The 22,422-nt window shown below is 72.4% G+C and carries 20 protein-coding genes and 1 riboswitch; of the genes, 12 read left to right on the top strand and 8 right to left on the bottom strand.

Translation table 11 applies throughout. The features are described from left to right. Positions 1–21: 21 nt before the first annotated feature. The gene (eccD, locus tag ACWER9_RS02380; RefSeq protein ID WP_452300084.1) at positions 22–1,419 is read right to left on the bottom strand and encodes a type VII secretion integral membrane protein EccD; all 1,398 of its coding nucleotides are present in this window, start codon (positions 1,417–1,419) and stop codon (positions 22–24) included. Positions 1,420–1,585: 166 nt separating this feature from the next. Between eccD and eccCa the strand changes: the two genes are divergently transcribed. From eccCa to ACWER9_RS02395, 3 genes are all read left to right on the top strand, one after another. Then, positions 1,586–5,551: a type VII secretion protein EccCa gene (gene eccCa / locus ACWER9_RS02385; RefSeq protein WP_452300085.1), complete on the top strand. Its 3,966-nt coding sequence runs from the start codon at positions 1,586–1,588 to the stop codon at positions 5,549–5,551. Positions 5,552–5,756: 205 nt separating this feature from the next. Next, a complete protein-coding gene (locus ACWER9_RS02390) occupies positions 5,757–6,065 on the top strand; it encodes a WXG100 family type VII secretion target (protein WP_030329557.1) in 309 nt (102 codons plus the stop codon). Positions 6,066–6,090: 25 nt separating this feature from the next. Beyond that, the gene (locus tag ACWER9_RS02395) at positions 6,091–6,369 is read left to right on the top strand and encodes a WXG100 family type VII secretion target (protein WP_452300086.1); all 279 of its coding nucleotides are present in this window, start codon (positions 6,091–6,093) and stop codon (positions 6,367–6,369) included. Positions 6,370–6,481: 112 nt separating this feature from the next. On the opposite strand, the gene mycP is transcribed toward ACWER9_RS02395, so the two are convergent. Both mycP and ACWER9_RS02405 read right to left on the bottom strand, forming a co-directional pair. Then, positions 6,482–7,711: a type VII secretion-associated serine protease mycosin gene (gene mycP, locus ACWER9_RS02400; protein WP_452300087.1), complete on the bottom strand. Its 1,230-nt coding sequence runs from the start codon at positions 7,709–7,711 to the stop codon at positions 6,482–6,484. Positions 7,712–7,762: 51 nt separating this feature from the next. Continuing rightward, positions 7,763–8,095, bottom strand: coding sequence for a helix-turn-helix transcriptional regulator (locus ACWER9_RS02405; RefSeq protein ID WP_452300088.1), 333 nt, complete (start codon positions 8,093–8,095; stop codon positions 7,763–7,765). Positions 8,096–8,320: 225 nt separating this feature from the next. On the opposite strand from ACWER9_RS02405, the gene ACWER9_RS02410 reads away from it, so the two are divergent. Then, a complete protein-coding gene (locus ACWER9_RS02410) occupies positions 8,321–9,058 on the top strand; it encodes a carbonic anhydrase (RefSeq protein ID WP_452300089.1) in 738 nt (245 codons plus the stop codon). Between the two features lie 56 nt (positions 9,059–9,114). On the opposite strand, the gene ACWER9_RS02415 is transcribed toward ACWER9_RS02410, so the two are convergent. Both ACWER9_RS02415 and ACWER9_RS02420 read right to left on the bottom strand, forming a co-directional pair. Next, complete coding sequence (locus ACWER9_RS02415) at positions 9,115–10,134, bottom strand: coiled-coil domain-containing protein (RefSeq protein ID WP_452300090.1); 1,020 nt, start codon at positions 10,132–10,134, stop codon at positions 9,115–9,117. Between the two features lie 4 nt (positions 10,135–10,138). Then, a riboswitch (cyclic di-AMP (ydaO/yuaA leader) is annotated at positions 10,139–10,269 on the bottom strand. 166 nt (positions 10,270–10,435) lie between these two features. Further along, on the bottom strand, positions 10,436–11,824 hold the full coding sequence (locus tag ACWER9_RS02420) for a YibE/F family protein (protein WP_452300091.1): 1,389 nt from the start codon (positions 11,822–11,824) through the stop codon (positions 10,436–10,438). Positions 11,825–12,135: 311 nt separating this feature from the next. Here ACWER9_RS02420 and ACWER9_RS02425 point away from each other — a divergent pair, with 311 nt between their 5' ends. Further along, positions 12,136–14,187, top strand: a complete 2,052-nt coding sequence (locus tag ACWER9_RS02425; protein ID WP_452300092.1) for a copper-translocating P-type ATPase — start codon at positions 12,136–12,138, stop codon at positions 14,185–14,187. Positions 14,188–14,193: 6 nt separating this feature from the next. On the opposite strand, the gene ACWER9_RS02430 is transcribed toward ACWER9_RS02425, so the two are convergent. Further along, on the bottom strand, positions 14,194–14,490 hold the full coding sequence (locus ACWER9_RS02430) for a metal-sensitive transcriptional regulator (protein ID WP_030329541.1): 297 nt from the start codon (positions 14,488–14,490) through the stop codon (positions 14,194–14,196). Positions 14,491–14,578: 88 nt separating this feature from the next. Between ACWER9_RS02430 and ACWER9_RS02435 the strand changes: the two genes are divergently transcribed. The 7 genes from ACWER9_RS02435 (at position 14,579) to ACWER9_RS02465 (ending at position 20,636) form a co-directional block, all read left to right on the top strand. Beyond that, positions 14,579–14,788 carry a heavy-metal-associated domain-containing protein gene (locus ACWER9_RS02435; RefSeq protein ID WP_363609356.1) on the top strand — a complete coding sequence of 70 codons (210 nt, stop codon included), beginning with the start codon at positions 14,579–14,581 and terminating at the stop codon, positions 14,786–14,788. Between the two features lie 13 nt (positions 14,789–14,801). After that, positions 14,802–15,764: a hypothetical protein gene (locus tag ACWER9_RS02440; protein ID WP_452300093.1), complete on the top strand. Its 963-nt coding sequence runs from the start codon at positions 14,802–14,804 to the stop codon at positions 15,762–15,764. A gap of 12 nt (positions 15,765–15,776) precedes the next feature. Then, positions 15,777–18,023 (top strand): heavy metal translocating P-type ATPase, encoded by a 2,247-nt coding sequence (locus tag ACWER9_RS02445; protein WP_452300094.1) that lies wholly within the window; start codon positions 15,777–15,779, stop codon positions 18,021–18,023. Positions 18,024–18,097: 74 nt separating this feature from the next. Then, on the top strand, positions 18,098–18,271 hold the full coding sequence (locus ACWER9_RS02450; protein ID WP_036410891.1) for a CsbD family protein: 174 nt from the start codon (positions 18,098–18,100) through the stop codon (positions 18,269–18,271). Between the two features lie 164 nt (positions 18,272–18,435). After that, the gene (locus ACWER9_RS02455) at positions 18,436–18,783 is read left to right on the top strand and encodes an ArsR/SmtB family transcription factor (protein ID WP_452300095.1); all 348 of its coding nucleotides are present in this window, start codon (positions 18,436–18,438) and stop codon (positions 18,781–18,783) included. After that, on the top strand, positions 18,780–19,049 hold the full coding sequence (locus tag ACWER9_RS02460) for a hypothetical protein (RefSeq protein ID WP_452300096.1): 270 nt from the start codon (positions 18,780–18,782) through the stop codon (positions 19,047–19,049). The genes ACWER9_RS02455 and ACWER9_RS02460 overlap by 4 nt, the downstream gene beginning before the upstream one ends. A gap of 126 nt (positions 19,050–19,175) precedes the next feature. Further along, the gene (locus ACWER9_RS02465; protein WP_452300097.1) at positions 19,176–20,636 is read left to right on the top strand and encodes an alpha/beta hydrolase; all 1,461 of its coding nucleotides are present in this window, start codon (positions 19,176–19,178) and stop codon (positions 20,634–20,636) included. Between the two features lie 126 nt (positions 20,637–20,762). On the opposite strand, the gene ACWER9_RS02470 is transcribed toward ACWER9_RS02465, so the two are convergent. Together ACWER9_RS02470 and ACWER9_RS02475 are read right to left on the bottom strand one after the other, a co-directional pair. Then, positions 20,763–22,016 carry an RNA polymerase sigma factor gene (locus tag ACWER9_RS02470; protein ID WP_452300098.1) on the bottom strand — a complete coding sequence of 418 codons (1,254 nt, stop codon included), beginning with the start codon at positions 22,014–22,016 and terminating at the stop codon, positions 20,763–20,765. Continuing rightward, complete coding sequence (locus ACWER9_RS02475; RefSeq protein ID WP_452300183.1) at positions 22,013–22,369, bottom strand: YciI family protein; 357 nt, start codon at positions 22,367–22,369, stop codon at positions 22,013–22,015. Before ACWER9_RS02475 ends, ACWER9_RS02470 begins: the two co-directional genes overlap by 4 nt. Positions 22,370–22,422 lie beyond the last annotated feature (53 nt).

Genomic DNA, 22,422 nt, shown 5'->3' on the forward strand with positions numbered 1-22,422 from the left:
CGGCGCGGCGGCGAGGCCCGGTCAGGGTCGGAGGTTGACGATCCAGCCGTAGAGGCCGCAGACCCAGAACGCGAGCGGCACCAGCGAGATGATGAGCAGGATCTCCGCGATGTCGAGCAGCCGGCCCCAGACCGGCGAGATGCGCTTGCCGGCGACGGTCAGACCGTAGATCAGGCTGATCACGGCGGCGAGCACCAGCCCGCCCAGGATCAGGCCGAGCCGGACCGGCATGGACCCACCGGCGAAGGTGGTCGCGGCGGCCAGGCCCAGCCCCACGGTGCCGGCCAGCAGCACCGGGGTGCGCTGGGCCCGGCCCAGCAGGGGGCGGGCCCGCAGCAGCGACAGCAGCGCCAGCACCAGGCACAGCAGCACCGCGGGCAGACGCCCGTCCAGGGCCAGCACGAACTGCGCGCCCAGCACCAGCAGCGACACGGTCCACAACAGACCGGTCAGGAACTGGTCGGCGCGCTCGCTCTGCTGGAGCACCTGCCGGCCGTCCACCGACTCACTGTCGGTCTTCAGGTCCTCCGGGCCGGTCGGGATCGACGGCACCGGCAGCCGGGCCAGCCGGTAGGCCATCATCGGCAGTGCCGGCACCACGCCGAACGCGACCGCCGCGACCACCGCCGCGGAGGCCGCCGCGTCCAGGCCGAGCACCAGGCAGAGCACCGCACCCAGGCCGGTCGCGGCCGCGACCCCGATCGCCGCGAAGAAGAGCGGGTACCTGTCGCCGACCGCCAGCACGGCCACCGCGCCGGCCACCACCGCGGCGGTTGCCGCGAGCAGGACGTGCGGGCTGGCCAGCTCGGTCAGCGATCGATCGCCGGCGAGCAGCAGCAGGCCGCCGGTGGCCGCGTGCACCAGACCGACCAGGGCCAGCACCGCGCCGATGCCGCTGTCCCCGGCGGCCCTGGACAGCACCGCGGCGCCCACCAACAGCGCCACCGCGACAAGCAGCGCGGCCACCGCGCCGGGCAGGTGCGGCGGGCCGGCGAAGAGCGCGGCGAGCGCGCCGGCGCCGAGCGCCGCCGCCGCGAAGACCACCGCGAAGGAGCGGGTCGCCCCGGCCTGCCAGGCGCCGGGGCGCTGGTTGGTGGCGGTGGCGACCGCGTCCACCACGTCGTCGAAGACGATCTCCGGAGCGGCGTCGGACCGAGGATTGAAGTAGAGGACCTCGCCGTCGCGGACACTGAGCTGAGCTGCGGTACGACCACCGTCGAGGGGCGCACCACCCAACCGGGACAGTGCCCACCCGCCGTGCCGCGCGCCCTCGTCGGCCATGTCCTCGCCGGCGTAGCGCAGCAGGGTGGGGAGCAGGTCGGCCATCGGCACGTCCGACGGCAGCGCCAGGTCCATCCGGGTACGCGGGGCCACGATGGTGATCCGGCTCAGCCCACCGGTCGCCGTCTTCGTCGCCACAGTGGCCTCCAGGTGTGCGTCTGTGATCGGCTGGCTGGGATGCCGCGGTCCGGGTCCACCGCGCACACGGCAGATTACCTACGATGACGGGCACGTACGATGCCCACCCGCGGGCGGTGTTCCGTGGCCGCACGTCATCAGGGCCGCTTCTGGGGAGGAGACAGCCGTGAGCACGGTGGTGTTCCGCCGGCTCCCGCGTCAGCCGGGGCCGGCCTTACCGCGCGGCGAGGTGCTGCTGGAATCGCCTCCCGAGCTGCCCGAGCCGACACCGCGCGGGATGGGGCAGCTGCTCATGATCCTGCCGATGTTCTGCGGTGTCGGAGCCATGGCGTTCCTCTACGCCGGCAAGGGCGGCGGCATGATGACGTACGTCGCCGGTGGGTTGTTCGGTGTCTCGATGCTCGGGATGGCGATCGGCTCGCTTGCCAACAGCGGTGGCAAGGACAAGGCCGAGCTGAACGCCGACCGCCGCGACTACATGCGTTACCTGGCGCAGATGCGCAAGCGCACCCGGCGCGCCGCGGAGCAGCAGCGGGCCGCGATGGCCTGGCGGCACCCGGAGCCCGACGCGCTCTGGTCGATCGCCGCGTCCCGCCGACTCTGGGAACGGCGGATCACCGAGGACGACTTCGGCGAGACCCGGATCGCCCTCGGCCCGCAGCGGCTCGCTGTGGAGATCGTTCCACCGGAGACGAAGCCGGTGGAGGACCTGGAGCCGATGAGCGCCATCGCGCTCCGCCGGTTCGTCCGTGCACACTCCACGGTGCCGGACCTGCCGACGGCGCTGTCGGTGCGTGCGTTCAGCCGGGTGGTGCTGCGCGGGGACCGCGAGCCCGTGCTCGACCTGACCCGGGCGGCACTCGGGCAGCTGGCGACCTTCCACGCCCCGGACGATCTGGTGATCGCGGTGGTCGCCGCACCGGACCGGCAGTCGTCCTGGGGCTGGGTCAAGTGGCTACCACACGCCCACCACAGCGGTCGTACCGACGCGGCCGGCGCGCGTCGGCTGGTCTTCGCCAGTCTGGCCGAGGCCGAGGCGTCGCTCAGCGCCGAGCTGGCCGGGCGGCCCCGGTTCGCGCCGGAGGCCAAGCCGCTGACCACCGCTCCGCACCTGGTCGTGGTGATCGACGGTGGCGAGATCTCACCGACCTGCCAGCTGGTGGGGCCGGGGCTGCTCGGCGCCACCGTGATCGACCTCTCCGGGACGGTGCCGCGCGACGCCGGCCGCTGGCTGCTCTGCCTCGACGTGGGTGACGGAAACTCACTGGATCTGGTCCGCGGCAGCTCGTCGTCGACGCTGGGGCAACCCGACAAGCTCAGCGCCGAGGCCGCCGAGGGGTTGGCCCGCCAGATCGCCCCGTTCCGGCTCAGCCAACAGCAGACCGGCGGCGACGAGCCGCTGGCCCGCAGCACCGAGCTGCCGGACCTGCTCGGTGTCGGTGACGCCGCGGCGGTCGACGTGCAGAACACGTGGCGCCCGCGCGGTCACCGCGACCGGCTGCGCATCCCGCTCGGCGTCGGGCCGGACGGCAACGTGGTCGAGCTGGACTTCAAGGAGTCGGCGCACGAGGGCATGGGCCCGCACGGTCTGGTGATCGGCGCGACCGGGTCCGGCAAGAGCGAGCTGCTGCGTACGGTGGTGGCCGCATTGGCGGTGACCCACTCGTCGGAGGAGCTGAACTTCGTCCTGGTGGACTTCAAGGGCGGCGCGACCTTCGCCTCGCTTGAAGCGCTGCCGCACACCAGCGCGGTGATCACCAACCTGGCCGACGAGCTGCCGCTCGTCGACCGGATGCGCGACGCGCTCGCCGGCGAGATGGTGCGCCGGCAGGAGCTGCTGCGGGCCGCCGGCAACTACGTCTCCCGCTTCGAGTACGAGAAGGCGCGTTCGGCCGGTGAGCCGCTGGCGCCGATGCCCAGCTTGTTGATCATCTGCGACGAGTTCAGCGAACTGCTCGCCGCCAAACCGGACTTCATCGACCTGTTCGTGATGATCGGCCGGCTGGGCCGGTCCCTCGGCGTGCACCTGCTGCTGGCCAGCCAGCGCCTTGAGGAGGGCAAGCTGCGGGGGCTCGACACGCACCTGTCGTACCGGATCGGTCTGCGGACGTTCTCCGCGGTGGAGAGCCGGATCGTCCTCGGCGTGCCGGACGCGTACGAGCTGCCGAACGCGCCGGGCCACGGCTATCTGAAGACGGACACCAGCACCATGCTGCGGTTCCGGGCGGCGTACGTGTCGGGGGCGTACCGCGCGCCGGGGCAGCAGGCCTCCGCCTCGCAGGCGCTGGTGCAGCGGCGGATCGTGCCGTACGGCCTCGACTTCGTTCCGGTGCAGGTCCCGCAGGTGCCGGTGGACACCGCCCCGGAGCCGGAGCAGCCGGCCGACGGCAAGGCCGTGGCGATGCTCGACGTGCTCATCGACCAGCTCAAGGGTCGGGGCCGTCCGGCGCACCAGGTCTGGCTGCCGCCGCTCGCCGACCCGCCGGGCCTGGGTGAGTTGCTCGGCCCGCTGGCGGTCGACCCCTCCTACGGGCTCTGCACCGCGTCCTGGCCCGGGCGTGGCCGGCTGACCGTGCCGGTCGGTGTCGTGGACCGCCCGTACGAGCAGCGCCGGGACCCGATGATGGTCGAGCTGGCCGGTGCCGGCGGCAACGTGGTCATCGTCGGTCGGTCGCTGAGTGGCAAGAGCACGATGCTGCGGACGCTGCTCGCCTCGCTGGCGCTCACGCACACGCCGCGGGAGGTGCAGTTCTTCTGCCTGGACTTCGGCGGGGGCGCGCTGCGCAGCATGGAGCGGTTGCCGCACCTGGCCGGGGTGGCTGGTCGACGCGACGTCGAGGCGGTCCGCCGGACGGTGGCCGAGGTGGTCGCCGTGCTCGACGACCGGGAGAGCCGTTTCGCGCAGCACGGCATCGACTCGGTGGCGAGTTACCGCCGTCGCCGTGCTGCCGGCGAGTTCGCGGACGACCCGTTCGGCGACGTGTTCCTGGTGGTGGACGGGTGGAACACGCTGCGCCAGGAGTACGAGGAGCTGGAGCAGACCATCACCACGTTGGCCAACCGGGGCCTCGGCTTCGGTGTGCACGTGGTGCTCACCGCCGTGCGGTGGGCGGAGATCCGGATCAACATGCGGGATCTGCTCGGCACCAAGTTGGAGCTGCGCCTCGGCGACGCGTCGGAGTCCGAGATCGACCGCCGCGCCGCGAACAACGTGCCGGACAAGTCGCCGGGTCGGGGCCTGACCCGCGACAAGCTGCACTTCCTCACCGCCATCTCGCGGATCGACGGTCGCCGCGACATCGAGGATCTGAGCGAGGCCTCGCTGTCCCTGGCCGGGCACGTGGCGGCGAACTGGCCGGGTCGCCCGGCACCGAAGGTGCGGTTGTTGCCGCGCCGGCTGCCGGTGGCGGAGCTGGCCCGGATCATCGACAGGTCGGCACCCGGTCTGCCGATCGGCGTCAACGAGTCGGCACTCGCGCCGGTCTACCTGGACCTGGCCAACGAGCCGCACCTGACGGTCTTCGGCGACGCGGAGTGCGGCAAGACCAACCTGCTGCGCCTGATCGCCCGGGGGATCACCGAGCGGTACACGCCGGCGCAGGCCCGGCTGGTGATCGCCGACTACCGGCGTGGCCTGCTGGGGGCGGTGGAGGGTGACCACCTGCTCGACTACGCCCCGTCGAACCAGGCGTTCGCCCAGGGGCTCGGGTCGATCCGCAGCGCGCTCTCCAACCGGCTGCCCGGCCCGGACGTGACAACTGCCCAGCTGCGCGATCGGAGCTGGTGGAAGGGCCCGGACCTGTACATCCTGGTGGACGACTACGACCTGGTGGCCTCCGGCGGCAGCAACCCGCTCAGCGCCCTGCAGGAGCTGTTGCCGCAGGCCCGGGACATCGGTCTGCACCTGATCATCACGCGTCGGGTCGGCGGTGTGTCCCGGGCGCTCTACGAGCCGGTGTTGCAACGGCTGCGCGAGTTGGACTCGCCGGGCCTGCTGATGTCCGGTAACCGGGAGGAGGGCGCGGTCTTCGGCACGCTGCGACCGAGCCCGCAGCCGCCAGGTCGGGGCACCCTGGTCCGCCGTCGCGACGGCCAGCAGCTGATTCAGACCGCGTGGTCCGAGCCGGCCTGAGCGCGGTCGGCCGTTCGGTAGGGGGTGGTGGGTCGTCCCGGCCCGATTCACCACCATCCATCGAACGTCACCGGTCAGGGCTGCGAGGCCTGGACAGGTTCCGCTACGGTCTTCACAGGAGTGTCCGTCGGTGGGGTGTTGCTGCCTTGCCGCGGGGGAGGGGTGCGGCGAAGCCGCCACCACAACAGACGGAAGGGTGTGAAGCATGGCGTTCGAGGTCGAAGCTGCGACTCTGCATACCGCCGCGAGTGACGTGCGGTCCACGCGCAGCGAGGTCGACGGTGAGCTGAAGAAGCTGTGGAACGTGGTCGACGACCTGGCCATCGCGTGGAAGGGTCAGGCGTCCACGGGTTTCCAGTCGCTGATGACGCGTTGGAACGAGGACACCGTCAAGCTGCTGACGGCGATGGACAGCATCGCCGACCTGCTCGACAAGTCGGGTACGACGCACCAGGTCAACGACGAAGAGCAGCAGCAGATGCTGGACAAGTTCCACTCTGCTCTCAACCCGTGATCCGCAGCCGGCAGAGGAGGAAATCGTGACGATCAAAGTTGACTATGCGGTCCTCGAGAGCAGCAACCAGCAGATGCAGGGCATCTCGAAGACCCTTGAGGAGAAGCTCGACACGCTGCGGTCGATGCTGACCAAGCTGCACTGGGACGGCGAGGACCGGGTCGCCTACGAGCAGCACCAGGCGAAGTGGGACGCTGCGGTCCGAGACATCAACCGGATCCTGAACGAGATCGGCGGTGCCGTCGGCATCGCCCGCGAAAACTACCTCACCACGGAGATGAGCAACTCCAAGGTGTGGAGCTGAAGCATTCGCCCGAGCGGCTCCGGTCCGGTTAGTCCGGCCCGGAGCCGCTCTGCGTTGGCCCGGGCCTCGGCACCGCGCAGGGCGACGGCACCGCGATGCGGTGCGGTGTCGCTCAGCCGGCAGTCGGTGCGTCGGTGCGTCGACCGGGGCGCCAGTCGCGTCGGCGACCCAGGGCCATGATCGGTCGCGCTACCAGCAGCAGCACGGCGATCAGCCCTCCGATCACCGCCGCCCAGACCGCGGCGGGGCGCTGCCAGCTCAGCGGGTCGTCCTCGACGGCGGGTGCCGGGATGGCGCTGGAGGGCGGGTTCGCCCGGGTGCCGAGCAGGCTCGACACGGCCCGGTACGGGTTGACCATCCCGTGGCCGATGTCGGCGTTCTGACCCTCGGGCGGGTTGTCCGCGGTGCGCTTCAGCCGGTCCGCGACCTGCTGCGGGTTGAGGTTCGGGTAGGCGGCCCGAACGAGCGCGGCCACGCCCGACACGTACGCGGCCGCATAGCTGGTGCCGCCCTCCGGCACGGTGCGGTAGCCGGTGTTTCCGGGTGCCGGCCCGACGATGTTCATGCCCGGCGCGGCGATGTCGACGTAGTCGCCGCTGATCGAGGTGCCGACGTGGCTCCCCTGCTCGTCGACCCCGCCGACCGCGATCACCCCCGGGTACGCGGCCGGGTAACCCGGCAGGTTCTGCGAGTCTTCCTTCCGGTTGCCGGCTGCGGCGACCAGCACCACCCCGCTGGCGAGCGCGCGCTCGACGGCTGCGGTCAGCTCGGGGCGGGGGATCGTCGTCAGGGACAGGTTGATCACGTCGGCGCCCTGGTCGACGGCCCAGTCGATGGCTGCGGCGATCTGCCCCGGGAGCTGCGGGTTGTTGACCTCGCCGAGCTGCGGCAGGACCCGGATCGGCAGGATGCGGGCGGCCGGGGCGATGCCGCTGAAGGGGACGACGGTGCCTTCCCGGCCCGCGATGATGCCGGCGATCAGGGTGCCGTGCCCGGCCTCGTCGCACTGGCCCTTGCGGGCCGCCAGGCCGTTGAAGTCGCGGCCGTCGAGCACCTGCCCCTTGAGGAGCGGGTGCGCGGCGGAGACCCCGGAGTCGATCACGGCCACCGTGATCCCGGCGCCCCGGGACAGCGGCCAGGCCGACGAGGGCTCCAGCCGGCGTAGTGCCCACGGCGTCTGGGTCAGGTTGTCGGCGCCCCGAGGGCCGCAGACGGGTGGTGCGGCGGTCGCGGGGGAGGGTGCCACCAGGCCGGCGCCGAGCAGGGTCGCCAGCGCTCCACTGAGGACGCCGCGAAGGGCACGTCGGGACGGGGTCGCGCTCAACGGCGGGCATTCGCGCACCCGCAAAGGTTACCGCCGGGACGGTCGGTCGACCGCCCCCGGTGACGGGGGTCAGGCCCGAGGGTCCGCCTTCGCGCTGGGGGTGTCGGCGAAGAGTGCTAGCAGGTCGCCGACCTGCCGGTCGGCTTCGGCGGGGTGCCGGAACCGGCCGGCCGGGTTGAGGGTGTACTCGTTGCGTCGCCCGACCCGGGTGCGGTGCAGGTAACCGCCGGCCTCCAGGTCGGCCACGATGGCCTGCGCGGCCCGTTCGGTCACGCCGACCTCGGCCGCGACGTCGCGCAACCGGGCGGTCGGGTCGCGGGCGATGGCCAGCAGCACGTGCCCGTGGTTGGTGAGGAACGTCCAGTTCCGCCCGTTGGTGTCGCCCGCCGCCGTGTTCGCCATCGTGTGACCGCCTTCCGGATGTCCGCCTGCCCTCGCGAGAGTCTGGTCCGCCCCGCCCCGGGAAGGTTGCCCAGGGGGCGACCGGAGTCAACGTATGAAATCTAAATCACGCATACCTTGACGCATCTTACGGTGCGTGTGACGGTGGAGCACGAGCCAGCGCCCGCCGCCCGGCCGGCGGAAAGCCGGCTTGAGCAGGTCGAACGCGTGGAGACGAGGTGCGGGATGAGTCATACCGGGAGCTCCGGCGGTCAGCCGGGTTCGCAGCGGACCACCGACCGGGCGTCCGCGCCAAGCGAGCCCATCCAGGCGTACGCCGAGCTGGTCGCCGGCAACCGCCGCTTCGTCGATGGCGCTCCCCGCCACCCCAACCAGGATGCCGGGCACCGAGCAGCCGTGGCCGACGGGCAACACCCGTTCGCGGCGATCGTCGGCTGCTCCGACTCGCGGTTGGCCGCCGAGATCATCTTTGACCGTGGGCTGGGTGACCTGTTCGTGGTGCGCACGGCCGGCCACACCGCAGGCCCCGAGGTGCTCGGCAGCGTCGAGTACGCGGTGACCGTGCTCGGCACTCCGCTGGTCGTGGTGCTCGGGCACGACTCGTGCGGCGCGGTGCAGGCCGCCCGGGAGTCCGCCGCGACGGGTACCGCACCGAGTGGCCACCTGCGCGCGGTGGTCGACGCCGTGCTGCCCAGCCTGCGCCGGGCCGAGGCCGAGGGCGTGGACGACATCGACGGCATCGTCGACATCCACATCGCACAGACCGTCGAGACGCTGCTCGAGCAGTCGCCGGTGCTTGCCGACGAGGTGGCGCGGGGGCGGTGCGCGGTGGTGGGGGTGTCCTACCGGCTGGCCGCCGGAGCGGTGCGCCCGGTGGCCGCCGTGCCGGCCGGCTTCGCGACCGGGGACGCCCCGGCCGGATCGCCGGAGTCGACCGACCCGGCTGCGGCTGCCGCCGTCTGACGCGTCGAGGGCCGCTCCGCGTCACGCGGAACGGCCCTCGACGGGGATCGTGCGGGTCAGAGCAGCGACATGTGTACGTGGTCGGTGTGGTTCGACGGCCCGCTGTACGAACTCCAACCGGTGGCCGGGAACCAGATCTGCCGGTTCCAGATCACGTAGTAGATACCGAGCCGGTCGGCGTTACGGATGAGGAACGCGGCGACGTTGTTGCCGTACGTCCGGGTGTCGTTGTTGTGCCACGGGGAGAAGCCGCTCTTCTGGAGCGACCAGTCGCAGGCGCGGCCCTTCGGGTGCTCCCACGGCCCGCCGGGGCGGTAGCAGCCGACGAACCGGTTGAAGCCGGCCGCCTTGACCTCCTTGTACGCGTGCAGCGTGCGCGGAGTGACGCAGCCGGAGGTGGTGGGGTCGTTCTCGCTGCACGACTGTGGCTTCCAGTCACCGTCGGCCGTGCGACCCGGGCCGATCTTCGCGACCTTGGAGGTGGCGTCCACCAGGCCGCCGGTGAAGCCCTTCCCGCCGACGAGGGAGAGCGCCTTGTCGGCCTCGCTCTTCCGCTTCGCCATCAGGGCGGTCTGCTTCTGCTGCTCGCGGACCTCGGTGTCGAGCGCCAGCTTGGCCTGCTCGGCGCGGGCCCTCACCTCGTTGACCTCGGAGAGCTTCTTCTCGTTGACCATGTTCATCTCGTCGAGCATCCCGGCACGCCGGACGAACGAGTCGGGGGCGTCGCTCTCCAGCAGCATCGCGACCGCGCCGATCCGGCCGGTCCGGTACGCCTGGGCGGCGATCTGCCCGACCTGCGGGGCCAGCGCGTCCAGGTCGGCCTTGGCCCGGTCGACCTCCGCGGCCAACTCGCCCTGCCGCTTCTTGGACTTGTCCAGCTTGGACTTGGCGGCGGAGTAGTCGCGGTTGGCCTGCTCGATGACGTCGTTGAGCAGCTTGGGCTCGCCGTCCTCCTCGTGCCCGGACGGTGTGGGGTTCGCCGGGGCGGCGTGCGCCGGGAACGGCCCGGCGAACACGGTGAGTGCGGCGATCACGGCCACCACGGGTGTCATCCAGCGGCGTAGGGGTGCCGTCACAATGTTCCCTTCCGTCGACCGCCGACCGGGTTAGCTGACGGGTTCGGGGCGGAAGTGGCCCCTACCGCTGACGCGGATTCACCCCAGGTACCTGGGTCCCCGGCTCGCCGGTTGGCGATTGGGCGGTGGCACCGCAGGCGCCGCTTCGCGCCTTCATCGGTAACCGGCAGCGAGGTTACCCGAGAGTCGACCGGGTGAGCTACGCCTGGATGCCGACCAAATGCGTCATTTCGCCATAGCGTTGAGTGACCAGTGACGCGGTTCTCAGGGTGGATGCCCGATCTGGTCACGCTGAGGAGTGTCACCATGCCGTATCCGTGCTCCTGTTCGACTCCGGCCACCTGTCGGTGGCCTGGGATGGGGGTGCGGTCCGCGGCTGGTCCGGCTCGTCGGAGCCGGCCGTTCGCGGTGAGCTGAGTGCGGCAAGTGCCTCGGTGCGGTCCGGCTGGGGTCGCGAGGCGGGAGCGTCGGTGGGCCGCGTGGCGTCGGTGGACGGCGTGGTGTCGGTGCGCCCGGCGGCGGTCACCACCGCGGCCAGCCCGGTGGTCAGTGGCACGGCGGCGATCAGGCCGAGGGTGGCGACCGCGCTGCGGACGATCTCCTGTGCCAGGAACTCGCTTGTGAGGATCTGCCCGATCGGCCGCGAGTCGGCGGTGAGCAGGAGCAGCAGGGGCAGCGACGCGCCCGCGTACGCCAGCACGATGGTGTTGACAGTGGAGGCGATGTGGGCTCGACCGACCCGGGTGGCGGCCGTGTAGAGCTGCAGCCGGGACAGCCCTGGATTGGCGTTCGCCAGCTCGGTGACGGTGGCGGCCTGGGTGACCGTCACGTCGTCGAGCACCCCGAGGGATCCGATGATGATTCCGGCGAGCAGCAGACCGTGCAGGTCGACGTCGCCCTGGAACATCGACAGGGTGGTGGCGTCCTCGCTGCCGAAGCCGGTGAGGTGGGTCGCGGCCGTGGCGATGGTGGCGAGCACGCCGGTCAGCACCAGACTGCCCAGGGTGCCGAGCACCGCGACCGAGGTCTGTGCGGAGATTCCGTGCGTCAGGTAGAGCACCACGAACATGATCAGGGCCGCGCCGACCACCGCCACCAGCAGTGGTGACTTGCCGGCGCCGATGCCCGGCAGCACGAAGGTGAGCAGGATTGCGAAGCTGGCGGCCAGGCCGGCGAGCGCGGCGAGACCTCGCCAGCGACCGAACGCGACGATCGCGGCCGCGAAGACCACCGCCAGCCACACCATCGGTGTGCCACGTTGGTGCTCGGCGATGTTCCAGTTGCTCGTGGTGGGGTCGACCGGGTCGGCCAGTTCGACCAGGATGACCTCGTCGCCGACCTCGACCCGGGGTGCGCCCGGCCCGTCGGGCACCGGCGTCCGTACCTCCTGCCCGGCGGCCGGCCCGTCGTCCACCCGGACGTCGACCGTGCCACACCGCCCCTCGCCGACCCGAGGGCTGCCCTCGGGGGCCGACGGTGTCTGCGGGCACGGCTCGCTCACCACCCGGGTGACCGTGCCGGCGTAGCGCGGCACATCCGCGCCGCCACCGCTCTGCGGTGACTCGCCCCGCGGCCAGAGCAGCGCTGCGGCGAGCACGGTGGCGACGAAGAGGGGCACCACGGTCACGACGAGGATCCGTCGCACCCTCGGTGGGGCGGACGGAGCGGAGTGTGTGTGGTCGGCGGCCAAGGTGGAACTCCCAACGATCCGGTGCGGGGTACGGGTCAGCGGGCCGGGCGGTTCACCGTTTCGGCGGAAACGCGGCGGACGGCGGGGCGGATCGCTGCCTGACGACCGCCTGATCACTCACGGTCAGCGCTCGGCCGGGTCGGCCGAAGGCGACGCCACGTCGGAGCGGCGCCGGTGACCGACTGTGCAGCGGCATACGGAGGGCCATCGTGGGAGATGCTAGCCAGCCCACCCGGGGGTTGCAGGTCGTGGCGGAGTGTCGGGTGGCCGATCCGACCGCGTGACGGTCGGCAAACCGGCATGTTGGAGCCATGCCCGCTCCGTCACCGCCGGACCCCGACCACCCGCACCCCGCCGGACCCGTGCCGCACGACAAGCACGCCGGGCACGATCCGGCGATGTTCCGCCGTCGGTTCTGCTTCTGCCTGGTGTTGACCGTCCCGGTGGTGCTGACGAGTCACCTCGTGTCGGACCAGCTCAACCTGCCCGGGGACGGCGTCCCCGGTCGGTCCTGGGTGGGCCCGGTGCTCGGCTCGGTGGTGTTCTGGTGGGGCGGTTGGCCGTTCCTGGTCGGTGCGGTCCGGGAGGTGCGGGACCGGGCGCCCGGGATGATGCTGCTTGTCGCGATGGCGATCACCGTCGCCTACACCGCGTCCCTGGCGACCAGCGTCGGTGCCTTCGACCTGGACTTCTGGTGGGAGTTGGCTGCGCTTGTCACCATCATGCTGCTCGGGCACTGGCAGGAGATGAAGGCCATCGGGCAGGCCCGGGGGGCTTTGTCGGCGCTGGCCGCGCTGTTGCCGGACGAGGCCGAGCGGGTGGCGGCGGACGGGCGGGTCGAGGCGGTGCCGGTGACCGGTCTGCGGATCGGTGACGTGGTGCTGGTCCGGCCGGGAGGTCGGGTGCCGGCCGACGGTCGGGTCGTCGACGGCGGCGCCGAGCTGGACGAGTCGATGATCACCGGCGAGTCGCGACCTGTCGCCCGGAGGGCGGGCGACCGGGTGGTGGCCGGCACCGTCGCCACCGACTCGGCGATCCGGGTACGCGTCGAGGTGTTGGGTGAGCAGACCGCCCTCGCCGGCATCCAGCGGATGGTCGCGCAGGCCCAGGGTTCCGCTGGACGGGCCCAACTGTTGGCCGACAGGTTCGCCGCCGCGCTCTTCTACCTGGCCAGCGGCACCGCCGTGCTGACCGTGCTGGTCTGGACCGCTCTCGGTCGACCGGACGAGGCGGTGGTCCGTGCGGTCACCGTCCTGGTGATCGCCTGTCCGCACGCGCTGGGTCTCGCCATTCCGCTTGTCGTCGCGCTCTCCACCGCGCTCGCCGCGCGCTCCGGGATCCTGGTCAAGGACCGGTTGGCCCTGGAGCGGATGCGGACCGTCGGCGCGGTGCTCTTCGACAAGACCGGCACGCTGACCCGGGGCGAGCACGGGGTGACCGATGTGGTGACGGCGCCCGGCGTCGAGCGCGACGAGGTGCTGCGGATCGCGGCGGGCGTCGAGTCGGACAGCGAACACCCGTTGGCCCGGGCGATCGTGGCGGCGGCAGGGCGCGCCGGCCCCGCTCGGGCCGTCGGTTTCCGGTCGCTGCCGGGTCGCGGTGTGCGGGCGGCAATCGACGGTACGGAGTACGCGGTGGGCGGGCCGGCGCTGCTGCGGGAGCTGGGCCTTTCACTCCCGGAGCAGGTGCGGGCCGCGACCGGGCGGTGGTCGACGCGAGGTGCCGCGGTGCTGTACCTGGTGCGGATGCCGGAGACCGTGCTCGGCGCGTTCGCGTTGACCGACGAGGTGCGGCCCGAGGCCCGGCGCGCGCTCGACGAGTTGCGGGCCGAGGGGGTCCGCACCATAGCGATGATCACTGGTGACGCGCGGCCGGTGGCCGAGGCGGTCGCTGCGGACCTCGGTTTCCGACCCGGCGTCGACGAGGTCTTCGCCGAGGTGCTGCCGGCGGAGAAGGACGACCGGGTGGCCGAACTCCAGCGGCGGGGGTTGGTCGTGGCAATGGTCGGCGACGGGGTGAACGACGCGCCGGCGCTGGCCCGGGCGGACGTGGGCATCGCGATCGGCGCGGGCACCGACGTGGCGATCGAGTCGGCCGCGGTGGTGCTGGCGTCCTCGGACCCGCGCGGGGTGGGGGCCGTGGTCCGGCTGTCCCGGGCGTCGTACCGGAAGATGCGACAGAACCTGGCCTGGGCGGCCGGCTACAACGTGGTGGCGCTGCCGCTGGCCGCCGGAGTGCTGGCCTGGGCGGGTGTGGCGTTGAGCCCGGCGCTGGCCGCGGTGCTGATGTCGGCGTCCACGATCGTGGTGGCGCTCAACGCGCAGTTGCTGCGCATGGTTCGTCTCGACCCGGCGTCGGAGTGAGGCTGGTCAGCCGCGCTTCATGAGCCGTCCGACCGCCGCCATCATCTCGGTGGCCATCTCGTCGGCCCGACCCTCGGCGGCACCCTCGTGCATGCAGTGCCGGGCGTGCCCGTCGAGCAGTCCGAGGGCCACCTTGTCCAGGGCGGCCTGGATTGCGGAGATCTGGGTGAGCACGTCGATGCAGTAGCGGTCGTCGTCGACCATCTTCTCGATCCCCCGGACCTGCCCCTCGACGCGGCGGAGCCGCGCGAGCAGCTGGTCCTTGCTTGCGGTGTATCCGCGGATGGGAGTGGGTGCGGTCATGTCGGCAAGGATAGCGTACCCCCAGGGGGTATGGTACGTTCGCTTCCGGTGGGATACCCCCACCCGGTACAGGTAAGGGAGTCATTCGATGGTCAACACGACGTACCAGGTGCAGGGCATGACCTGTGGGCACTGCGTCAGCGCGGTGAGCGCCGAGGTCGGCGCCATCGAGGGCGTGCGGGACGTCCAGGTCGACCTCGCGGCCGGCCGGGTCACCGTCAGCAGCGACCAGCCGCTGGACACCGCGGTCGTCCGGGCCGCCGTCGACGAGGCCGGCTACGACCTCGTCGACGCGTGATCGGAGGGCCGGCGTGCGTACGGTGACGAGACTTGCCGGGTTCGCCGCCGGTCTGGTGGCGGTCTTCGGCGTGACCTACGGGATCGGTCGGGTCGTCGACCCCGCCCCGGTCGCCGAGAGCCGGCACGACGACACCGCCACCCCGACGACGGGCGAGCCGAGCGGAACGGCCGACCGGCTCCCCGGCGGCCTGCTCGTCTCCGAGCGCGGCTACACCCTCGAACCGCTCGACGCCCCGGCCGGTGAGTTCGCCTTCCGGGTCGCCGGCCCGGACGGTCGCCCGGTCACCAGGTACGAGGTGGCCCACGACAAGCAGATGCACCTGATCGTCGCCCGACGGGACCTCTCCGGCTTCCGCCACGTGCACCCCGAGTTGGCCCCGGACGGCACCTGGCGGGTCGACAGCCCGCTCGCCGGCCCCGGGCAGTGGCGGGCGTTCGCCGACTTCACGCCCACCGGGGGTGAGCCGCTGACCCTCGGCGTGGACGTGACCGTCCGCGGCGAGCTGACCGAGCGGCAGTTGCCCGCACCGGCGACAAGCACCACCGTCGACGGCTACACGGTCACCCTGGCCGGCGCGCCGCAGCCCGGCCGTACGTCGTCGCTGACCCTGACCGTCAGCCGGGACGGGCAGCCGGTCACCGACCTGGAGCCCTACCTGGGCGCGTACGGGCACCTGGTGGCGCTGCGTCGGGGCGATCTGGCCTACCTGCACGTGCACCCGGACGGGACGCCGGGCGACGGTCGTACCCGGCCCGGCCCGGCCGTCACGTTCCTCGCCGACGTCCCCTCGGCCGGCACTTACCGGCTCTACCTCGACTTCAAACACGGCGGGCGGGTGCGCACCGCCGAGTTCACGGTGGTCGCCGGCGCTGCCACGACCGGAGACGTCGCCACCCCGAGCGGAGCAACCCCGAGCGGACCCGCACCGACGGGTGGGGCCGACCACGGCACCCCCGGGCACGGACACGACTGACGGGACCAGACGATGACCACCACCAGCAGACCCCTGCCCGAGGCGCCGAACCGGATCGAACTGGCGATCGGCGGGATGACCTGCGCCGCCTGCGCCGCCCGTATCGAGAAGAAGCTCAACCGGATGGACGGGGTGAGCGCCACCGTCAACTACGCCACCGAGAAGGCGACCGTCCGGTACGCCGACGGCGTCACGCCGGACGACCTCATCGTCACCGTGCAGAAGACCGGTTACACGGCGGCGCTGCCGGCCCCGCCCAGCGCGGAGCCTCCGGCGGACCCGTTGCGGGGCCCGCGTACCCGACTCTGGGTCTCGGTGGCCCTGAGCGTGCCGGTGGTCCTGCTGGCCATGGTCCCGGCCTGGCAGTTCGACTACTGGCAGTGGCTGTCGCTGACCCTCGCCGCCCCGGTGGTGGTCTGGGGTGGGTTGCCGTTCCACCGGGCCGCCTGGACCAACCTGCGGCACGGCGCGGCCACCATGGACACGCTGGTGTCGCTCGGCACCCTGGCCGCGTTCGGCTGGTCGCTCTGGGCGCTCTTCCTCGGTGACGCGGGGATGCCCGGGATGACGCACCCGTTCCGCTTCGACATCACCCGGACCGACGGCGCCGGCAACATCTACCTGGAGGCGGCGGCCGGGGTCACCGTGTTCATCCTGGCCGGACGCTACTTCGAGGCCCGGTCCAAGCGCACCGCAGGCGCCGCCCTGCGCGCCCTGCTCGACCTCGGCGCCAAGGACGTGGTGGTGCTGCGCGACGGCGTGGAGACCCCGATCCCGGTGGACCGGCTCGCCGTCGGCGACCGCTTCGTGGTCCGCCCCGGCGAGAAGATCGCGACCGACGGGGTGGTCGACGAGGGCACCTCCGCCGTCGACGCCAGCATGCTCACCGGTGAGTCGGTGCCGGTCGAGGTCGCCCCGGGTGACGGCGTGGTCGGCGCCACGATCAACGCGGGTGGGCGACTGATCGTCACCGCGACCCGGGTCGGCGCGGACACCCAGCTCGCCCGGATGGCCGCGCTGGTCGAGCAGGCGCAGAGCGGCAAGGCAGCCGTGCAGCGGCTCGCCGACCGGATCTCCGGTGTCTTCGTGCCGATCGTCATCACCCTCGCCGTCGGCACGCTCGGCTGTTGGCTCGGCACCGGGGCCGGCCCCACCGCCGCGTTCACCGCCGCCGTGGCCGTGCTGATCATCGCCTGCCCGTGCGCGCTCGGTCTGGCCACCCCGACCGCGCTGCTTGTCGGCACCGGTCGGGGCGCCCAGCTCGGAGTGCTGATCAAGGGGCCGGAGGCGTTGGAGTCGACCCGCCGGGTGGACACCGTGGTGCTCGACAAGACCGGCACCGTGACGACCGGCCGGATGACCCTGGTGGACGTCGTGCCGGCGAGCGGTGTGGACCGGGCCGAACTGCTCCGGCTCGCCGGTGCCGTGGAGGCCGGCTCCGAGCATCCGATCGCCCGTGCGGTCGCCGCCGGTGCCACCGAGGCGGGCACGCTGCCCCCGGTGACCGCCTTCGGCAACCTCGAAGGGCTGGGGGTGACCGGCACGGTCGACGGGCGGGCCGTGCTCGTCGGTCGGGTGCGGCTGCTGCGCGAGCGTGACATCGACGTACCGCCGGAGGTCGAGTGGGCCGTGCGCGACGCGGAGGCCGCCGGCCGTACGGCGATCGTCGCCGGCTGGGACGGACGGGCCCGCGGCGTGCTCGCGGTCGCGGACGTGGTCCGGCCGAGCAGTCGGGCGGCGGTGACCCGGCTGCGCGGGCTGGGGCTGACGCCGGTCCTGCTGACCGGCGACAACACCACTGTGGCACGCGCGGTCGCCGCCGAGGTGGGCGTCGACGAGGTGGTCGCCGAGGTGCTGCCGGCCGGGAAGGTCGACGTGATCAAGCGGCTCCAGGCCGAGGGGCGGTCGGTGGCGATGGTCGGTGACGGGGTCAACGACGCCCCGGCGCTGGCCCAGGCCGATCTGGGGCTGGCCATGGGCACCGGCACCGACGTGGCGATCGAGGCGGCCGACCTCACCCTCGTCCGGGGCGACCTGGACGCCGCGGTGGACGCCATCCGGTTGTCCCGTCGCACCCTCGGCATCATCCGGGGCAACCTGTTCTGGGCGTTCGGCTACAACGTGGCGGCCCTGCCGTTGGCCGCCGCCGGGCTGCTCAACCCCATGATCGCCGGCGCCACGATGGCGCTGTCATCGGTCTTCGTGGTGGCCAACAGCCTGCGGCTGCGGCGCTTCCGTTCGGCCGTCGCCGATCTGTGACGACGGTAATGGTTGGACCGGCGACGGCGGGGGTACCTCTGTGGTCGTAGCGACGCTTGCAATGGAGGTTGGCAATGGGTTTCGATGACAAGATCAACAACGCCACCGAGGACGCGACCGGCAAGCTGAAGGAAGGCGCCGGTCGGGCCACCGACAACGAGCAGCTGGAGGCGGAGGGTCGCGCCGACCAGTCGACCGCCAAGCTCAAGCAGGCGGGCGAGAAGATCAAGGACGCCTTCAAGAGCTGACGTACGACGTAACCCGCACGCCGGGCCGGTGATCATCACCGGCCCGGCGTGCTGTGTGTCCGGCCCCCTAGCGGCGACCCTGAGATGCCCCCGATTCCGCTTCCGTCGCGTACCGCCACACCACGACACCTGCTAACTTTCGTTGGCATGTGCAAGGGCTGGTTATGAGCAGCGCTCCACCGCCGACCGGCGACGACCTGGTCCGGGTGCTTGCCACCCTGGCCAACCCGCACCGGTTGCGGGTCGTCGCCGCGTTGGCCCGCGAGCGTGCGTACGTCAGCGGGCTGGCCCGGCAACTGGGCATCAGCCGAGCGCTGTTGCAGGTCCACCTACGGAAGTTGGCGGCGGCCGGGCTGGTCACCGCCCGCCTGGAGTTGTCGGAGGACGGGAAGGCCATGAACTACTACGAGGTGGAGCCGTTCGTGCTCACACTCACCCCCGCGGTCATCGCGGCGGCCGTCGATACGCTGACCGTGCCCGACTCGGGCGAGCAGCCGGGGGCGCAGCGATGAGCGAGCACGACTGGACCGAGGTGGTCGGCGCCATCGGCGTCTTCGCCCTGCTGATCAGCGTGTTCACGGTGAGCGTCGTGCAGCTCGCCAAGACGCGGCGGGCCCGGTACGAGACGACCCGCGCCGACGACTACCGCCGGCTCGCCGAGACTGCCGCTCAGGCCCAGGCGGAGAACGCCCGACTGCTCGCGGCGATGGACGGCCGGCTGGGCGGGATGGAGACCCGGATGACCACGCTCGAACGCGTCCTGCGTGAGGTCGACTGACCCGGGCGGACGGGAGAGGCCCCGGGCCGTCGAGCGGCTACTCGACGGCCCGGGTGGAAGCAGCATCACCTCGCCCGATGGGCGAGTTTCACCGGCAACGCTCCTTCGAGGAGAGGACAGCACCTCATGCTGCGCGTACGCAAATCCGCAGTCGGCTGGGCGGTCGCCCTGGCCCTCACGGCCGCCGGCCTGACCCCGGCGAGCCCGGCAGCCGCCCGAGCACAGCCCGCTCCGACGATCGACTGGCGGCCCTGCGCCACTGACACCAGCGCCGAGTGCGGCACCCTGTCGCTGCCGGTCGACTGGAACCGACCCCGTGGTGAGCGCTTCGACCTGTCGTTGGCCCGCCGGCTCGCCGACCCAACCACCCGGGAAGGCGCGTTGGTCTTCGGCCCCGGCGGGCCGGGTGACAGCGGGGTCGACCGGGTGGTGAACGGCAGCTCCCGGTTCAGCGCCGACCTGCGTGCGCGATTCGACATCGTCAGCTTCGACCCGCGCGGCACCGGCGGCAGCCACCCGGTGGTGTGCGCCCGGGCTCTGCTCGCCCGGCAACCACAGGTGATCGCCGACGCGGCCCAGTTCGACGCCGTCCGGGCCGACAACGCGCTGCTGCGTGCCGACTGCCGGGCCCGCACCGGGGCGCTCTACGACCACGTCGACACCACGAGTGCGGCCCACGATCTGGACGCCGTCCGCGCCGCGCTCGGCGAACGGCAGCTGACCTTCCACGGCAGCTCGTACGGCACCCTGCTCGGGCAGCGGTACGCCGAGCTGTACCCCGACCGGGTCCGGGCCATGGTGCTCGAGGCCGCGATGGACCACAGCCTCGGCACCCGCGCCTTCCTGGACTCCCAGGCGGTGACCGCGGAGAACGCGTTCGACGAGTTCCTGGCCTGGTGCGCCCGCTCGACCGACTGTGTCCTGCACGGTCGGGACGTCCGAGCGGCCTGGGCCGGGCTGCACACCCGGGCCGAGCGCGGCTCGCTGACCGACCCGGACCGGGCCGGGGCCGCGCTCGCCCCGTTCGAGCTGAGCCGCCTCGCCCACAAGAGGCTCTACGACACCTGGCGGTGGCCGGAGTTGGCCGAGTGGATCGTCCGGCTGGAGCGCACCACCGTCACACCGAGCGTGCGTCAGCTCACGGGCGAGGCCGTGGCTCCGTACCCCTTTGCGGTCTTCTGTCAGGACTGGAGCCTGCCGGTCCGCGACTACCGCGAGTACGCCGGACACCTGCGCCGGGCGGCCCTGCTCGCGCCGGACCTGCGCTACCCGCCGGCGCTGTTCGCCCTGGTCACCTGCCTGGGTGCACCGACGCCGGTCGCCAACCCGCAGCATCGGCTACGGGTCCACACCGACGTGCCGCTGCTGCTCGCCGCCACCGTGCACGACCCGGCCAGCGGCTACGGTTGGGCGCGCACCGTGGCCCGGCAGTTGGGTCGACACGGCGCGCTGCTCACCTATCAAGGGTGGGGACACGGCAGCTACACCAGCAGCCCGTGCGTGGAACGAGCCGTCGACTCGTACCTGATCGACCGGGTGGTGCCCGCCCGGGGTGCCAGTTGCCCGGCCGTCGAACCCGAGGTGTGATCGCGCCGCCGGCCCCGGGTGGTCCGCGCCGCCCGGGGCCGGCTCAGCGCCGCCGGGTGGCGCGGACGACCACGTCGGCGGTGATGTCCGCCAGGGTGACAGTTGCCTCAATGGCAACGGGTGCCCTCAGTGCTGCCCGGCTAGCCGGGCTGCCCGCACCTCCAGATAGCGCTGCTCAGGCCGGCTCGTGGTGCCACGTGCCGCGGCCAGGTACGCCTCCCGTGCCGCAGCGCGCTCCCCGGCCAGCTCCAACAGGTGGGCCCGGACGGCTGCAAGCCGGTGGTGCCCGGCCGTGCGTTCGTCGGCGTCCAACGGCGTGAGCAGGTCGAGCCCGGCCCGGGGCCCGTCCACCATGGCCACCGCCACCGCCTGGTTCAGGGTGACCATCGGGTTCGGCGCGATCCGGGCCAGCAGTCGGTAGAGCGCGACGATCTGCGGCCAGTCCGTCTCCGTCGCCGTCGACGCCTCCGCGTGCACCGCGGCGATCGCCGCCTGGAGCTGGTACGGGCCGGGCGGCGACCAGGTCAACGCCTCGGTGATCAGCGCGACCCCCTCGGCGATGGCGGCAGCGTCCCAGCGCGAGCGGTCCTGCTCGGCCAGCGGCACCAACTCCCCGTCCGGCCCCACCCGGGCCGCCCGGTGCGCGTCGGTCAGCAGCATCAACGCCAGCAGCCCGGCCACCTCACCGTCGTCCGGCAGCAGCCCGCGCAGGATGCGCGCCAGCCGGATCGCCTCACCTGTCAACTCGGCCCGGCGCAGGTCCGGGCCGCTCGACGCGGTGTAGCCCTCGTTGAAGATCAGGTAGAGCACCCGCAGCACCGTGCCCAGCCGCTCGTCCCGCTCGGCCGGCCCCGGCATCGTGAACCGGGCCCCGGCGGCCTCGATCCGCTGCTTGGCCCGCCGGATCCGTTGACTCATCGTCGCCTCGGGCAGCAGGTGCGCCCGGGCGATCTGGGCGGTGCTGAGGCCGCCGACCGCGCGCAGGGTCAGCGCCACCTGCGCCGAGCCGGGCAGCGCCGGGTGGCAGCAGAGAAACAGCAGGGTGAGGGTGTCGTCGTCGGACGGAACCACGGGCTCCGCGTCCGCCGCCGGCGCCACCCCGGCGTACGCCGGCTCGCGCCGCGCCACCGCCACCTCGCGGTCCCGACGCGCGCTCTCGCTGCGCCACTCGTCGGTGAGCCGGCGGGTGGCCACGGTGAGCAACCAGGCGCGCGGATTGTCCGGTACGCCCTGACCCGGCCACTGCGTCGCGGCGGCGAGAAGTGCCTCCTGGACCGCGTCCTCGCACCTGTCGAACTGTCCGTGCCGGCGGACCAGCAGGCCGAGGACCTGCGGCGCGACAGTGCGCAGCAGATCCTCGACCGTCCGGTCCCCGGTCACATCTCCGTCCCGGCCTCGTCCATGATCGGGCGGACCTCCATCGCCCCGCCGTACCTGACGTCCGGCCAGCGGGCGGCGATCTCGGCGGCCCGCTGCGGGCTGTCGCAGTCGACGGCCAGGTAACCGGCGAACTGCTCCTTGCTCTCCATGAACGGGCCGTCGAGGATCTCGGGGCGGCCGTTTACGAGCCGGACCGTCGACGTCTGCGACGGGTTTGCCAACGCCTGGCCGCCGATCAACTCGCCGGTCTCGGTCAGCTCCTTCATGATCTCGTCGACCTCACCGAAGAGGGCGGTGCGGTCCTGCTCGGTCAGCTCCTCGGTGAAGCCCGGCCGGTTCCAGATCAGCAGCATGTACTTCACGGCGATACTCCTCAGGCTCTGGTCGCACCCCGATCGGGGCCCGA

The sequence above is a fragment of the Micromonospora sp. NPDC003944 genome, from assembly GCF_053605225.1.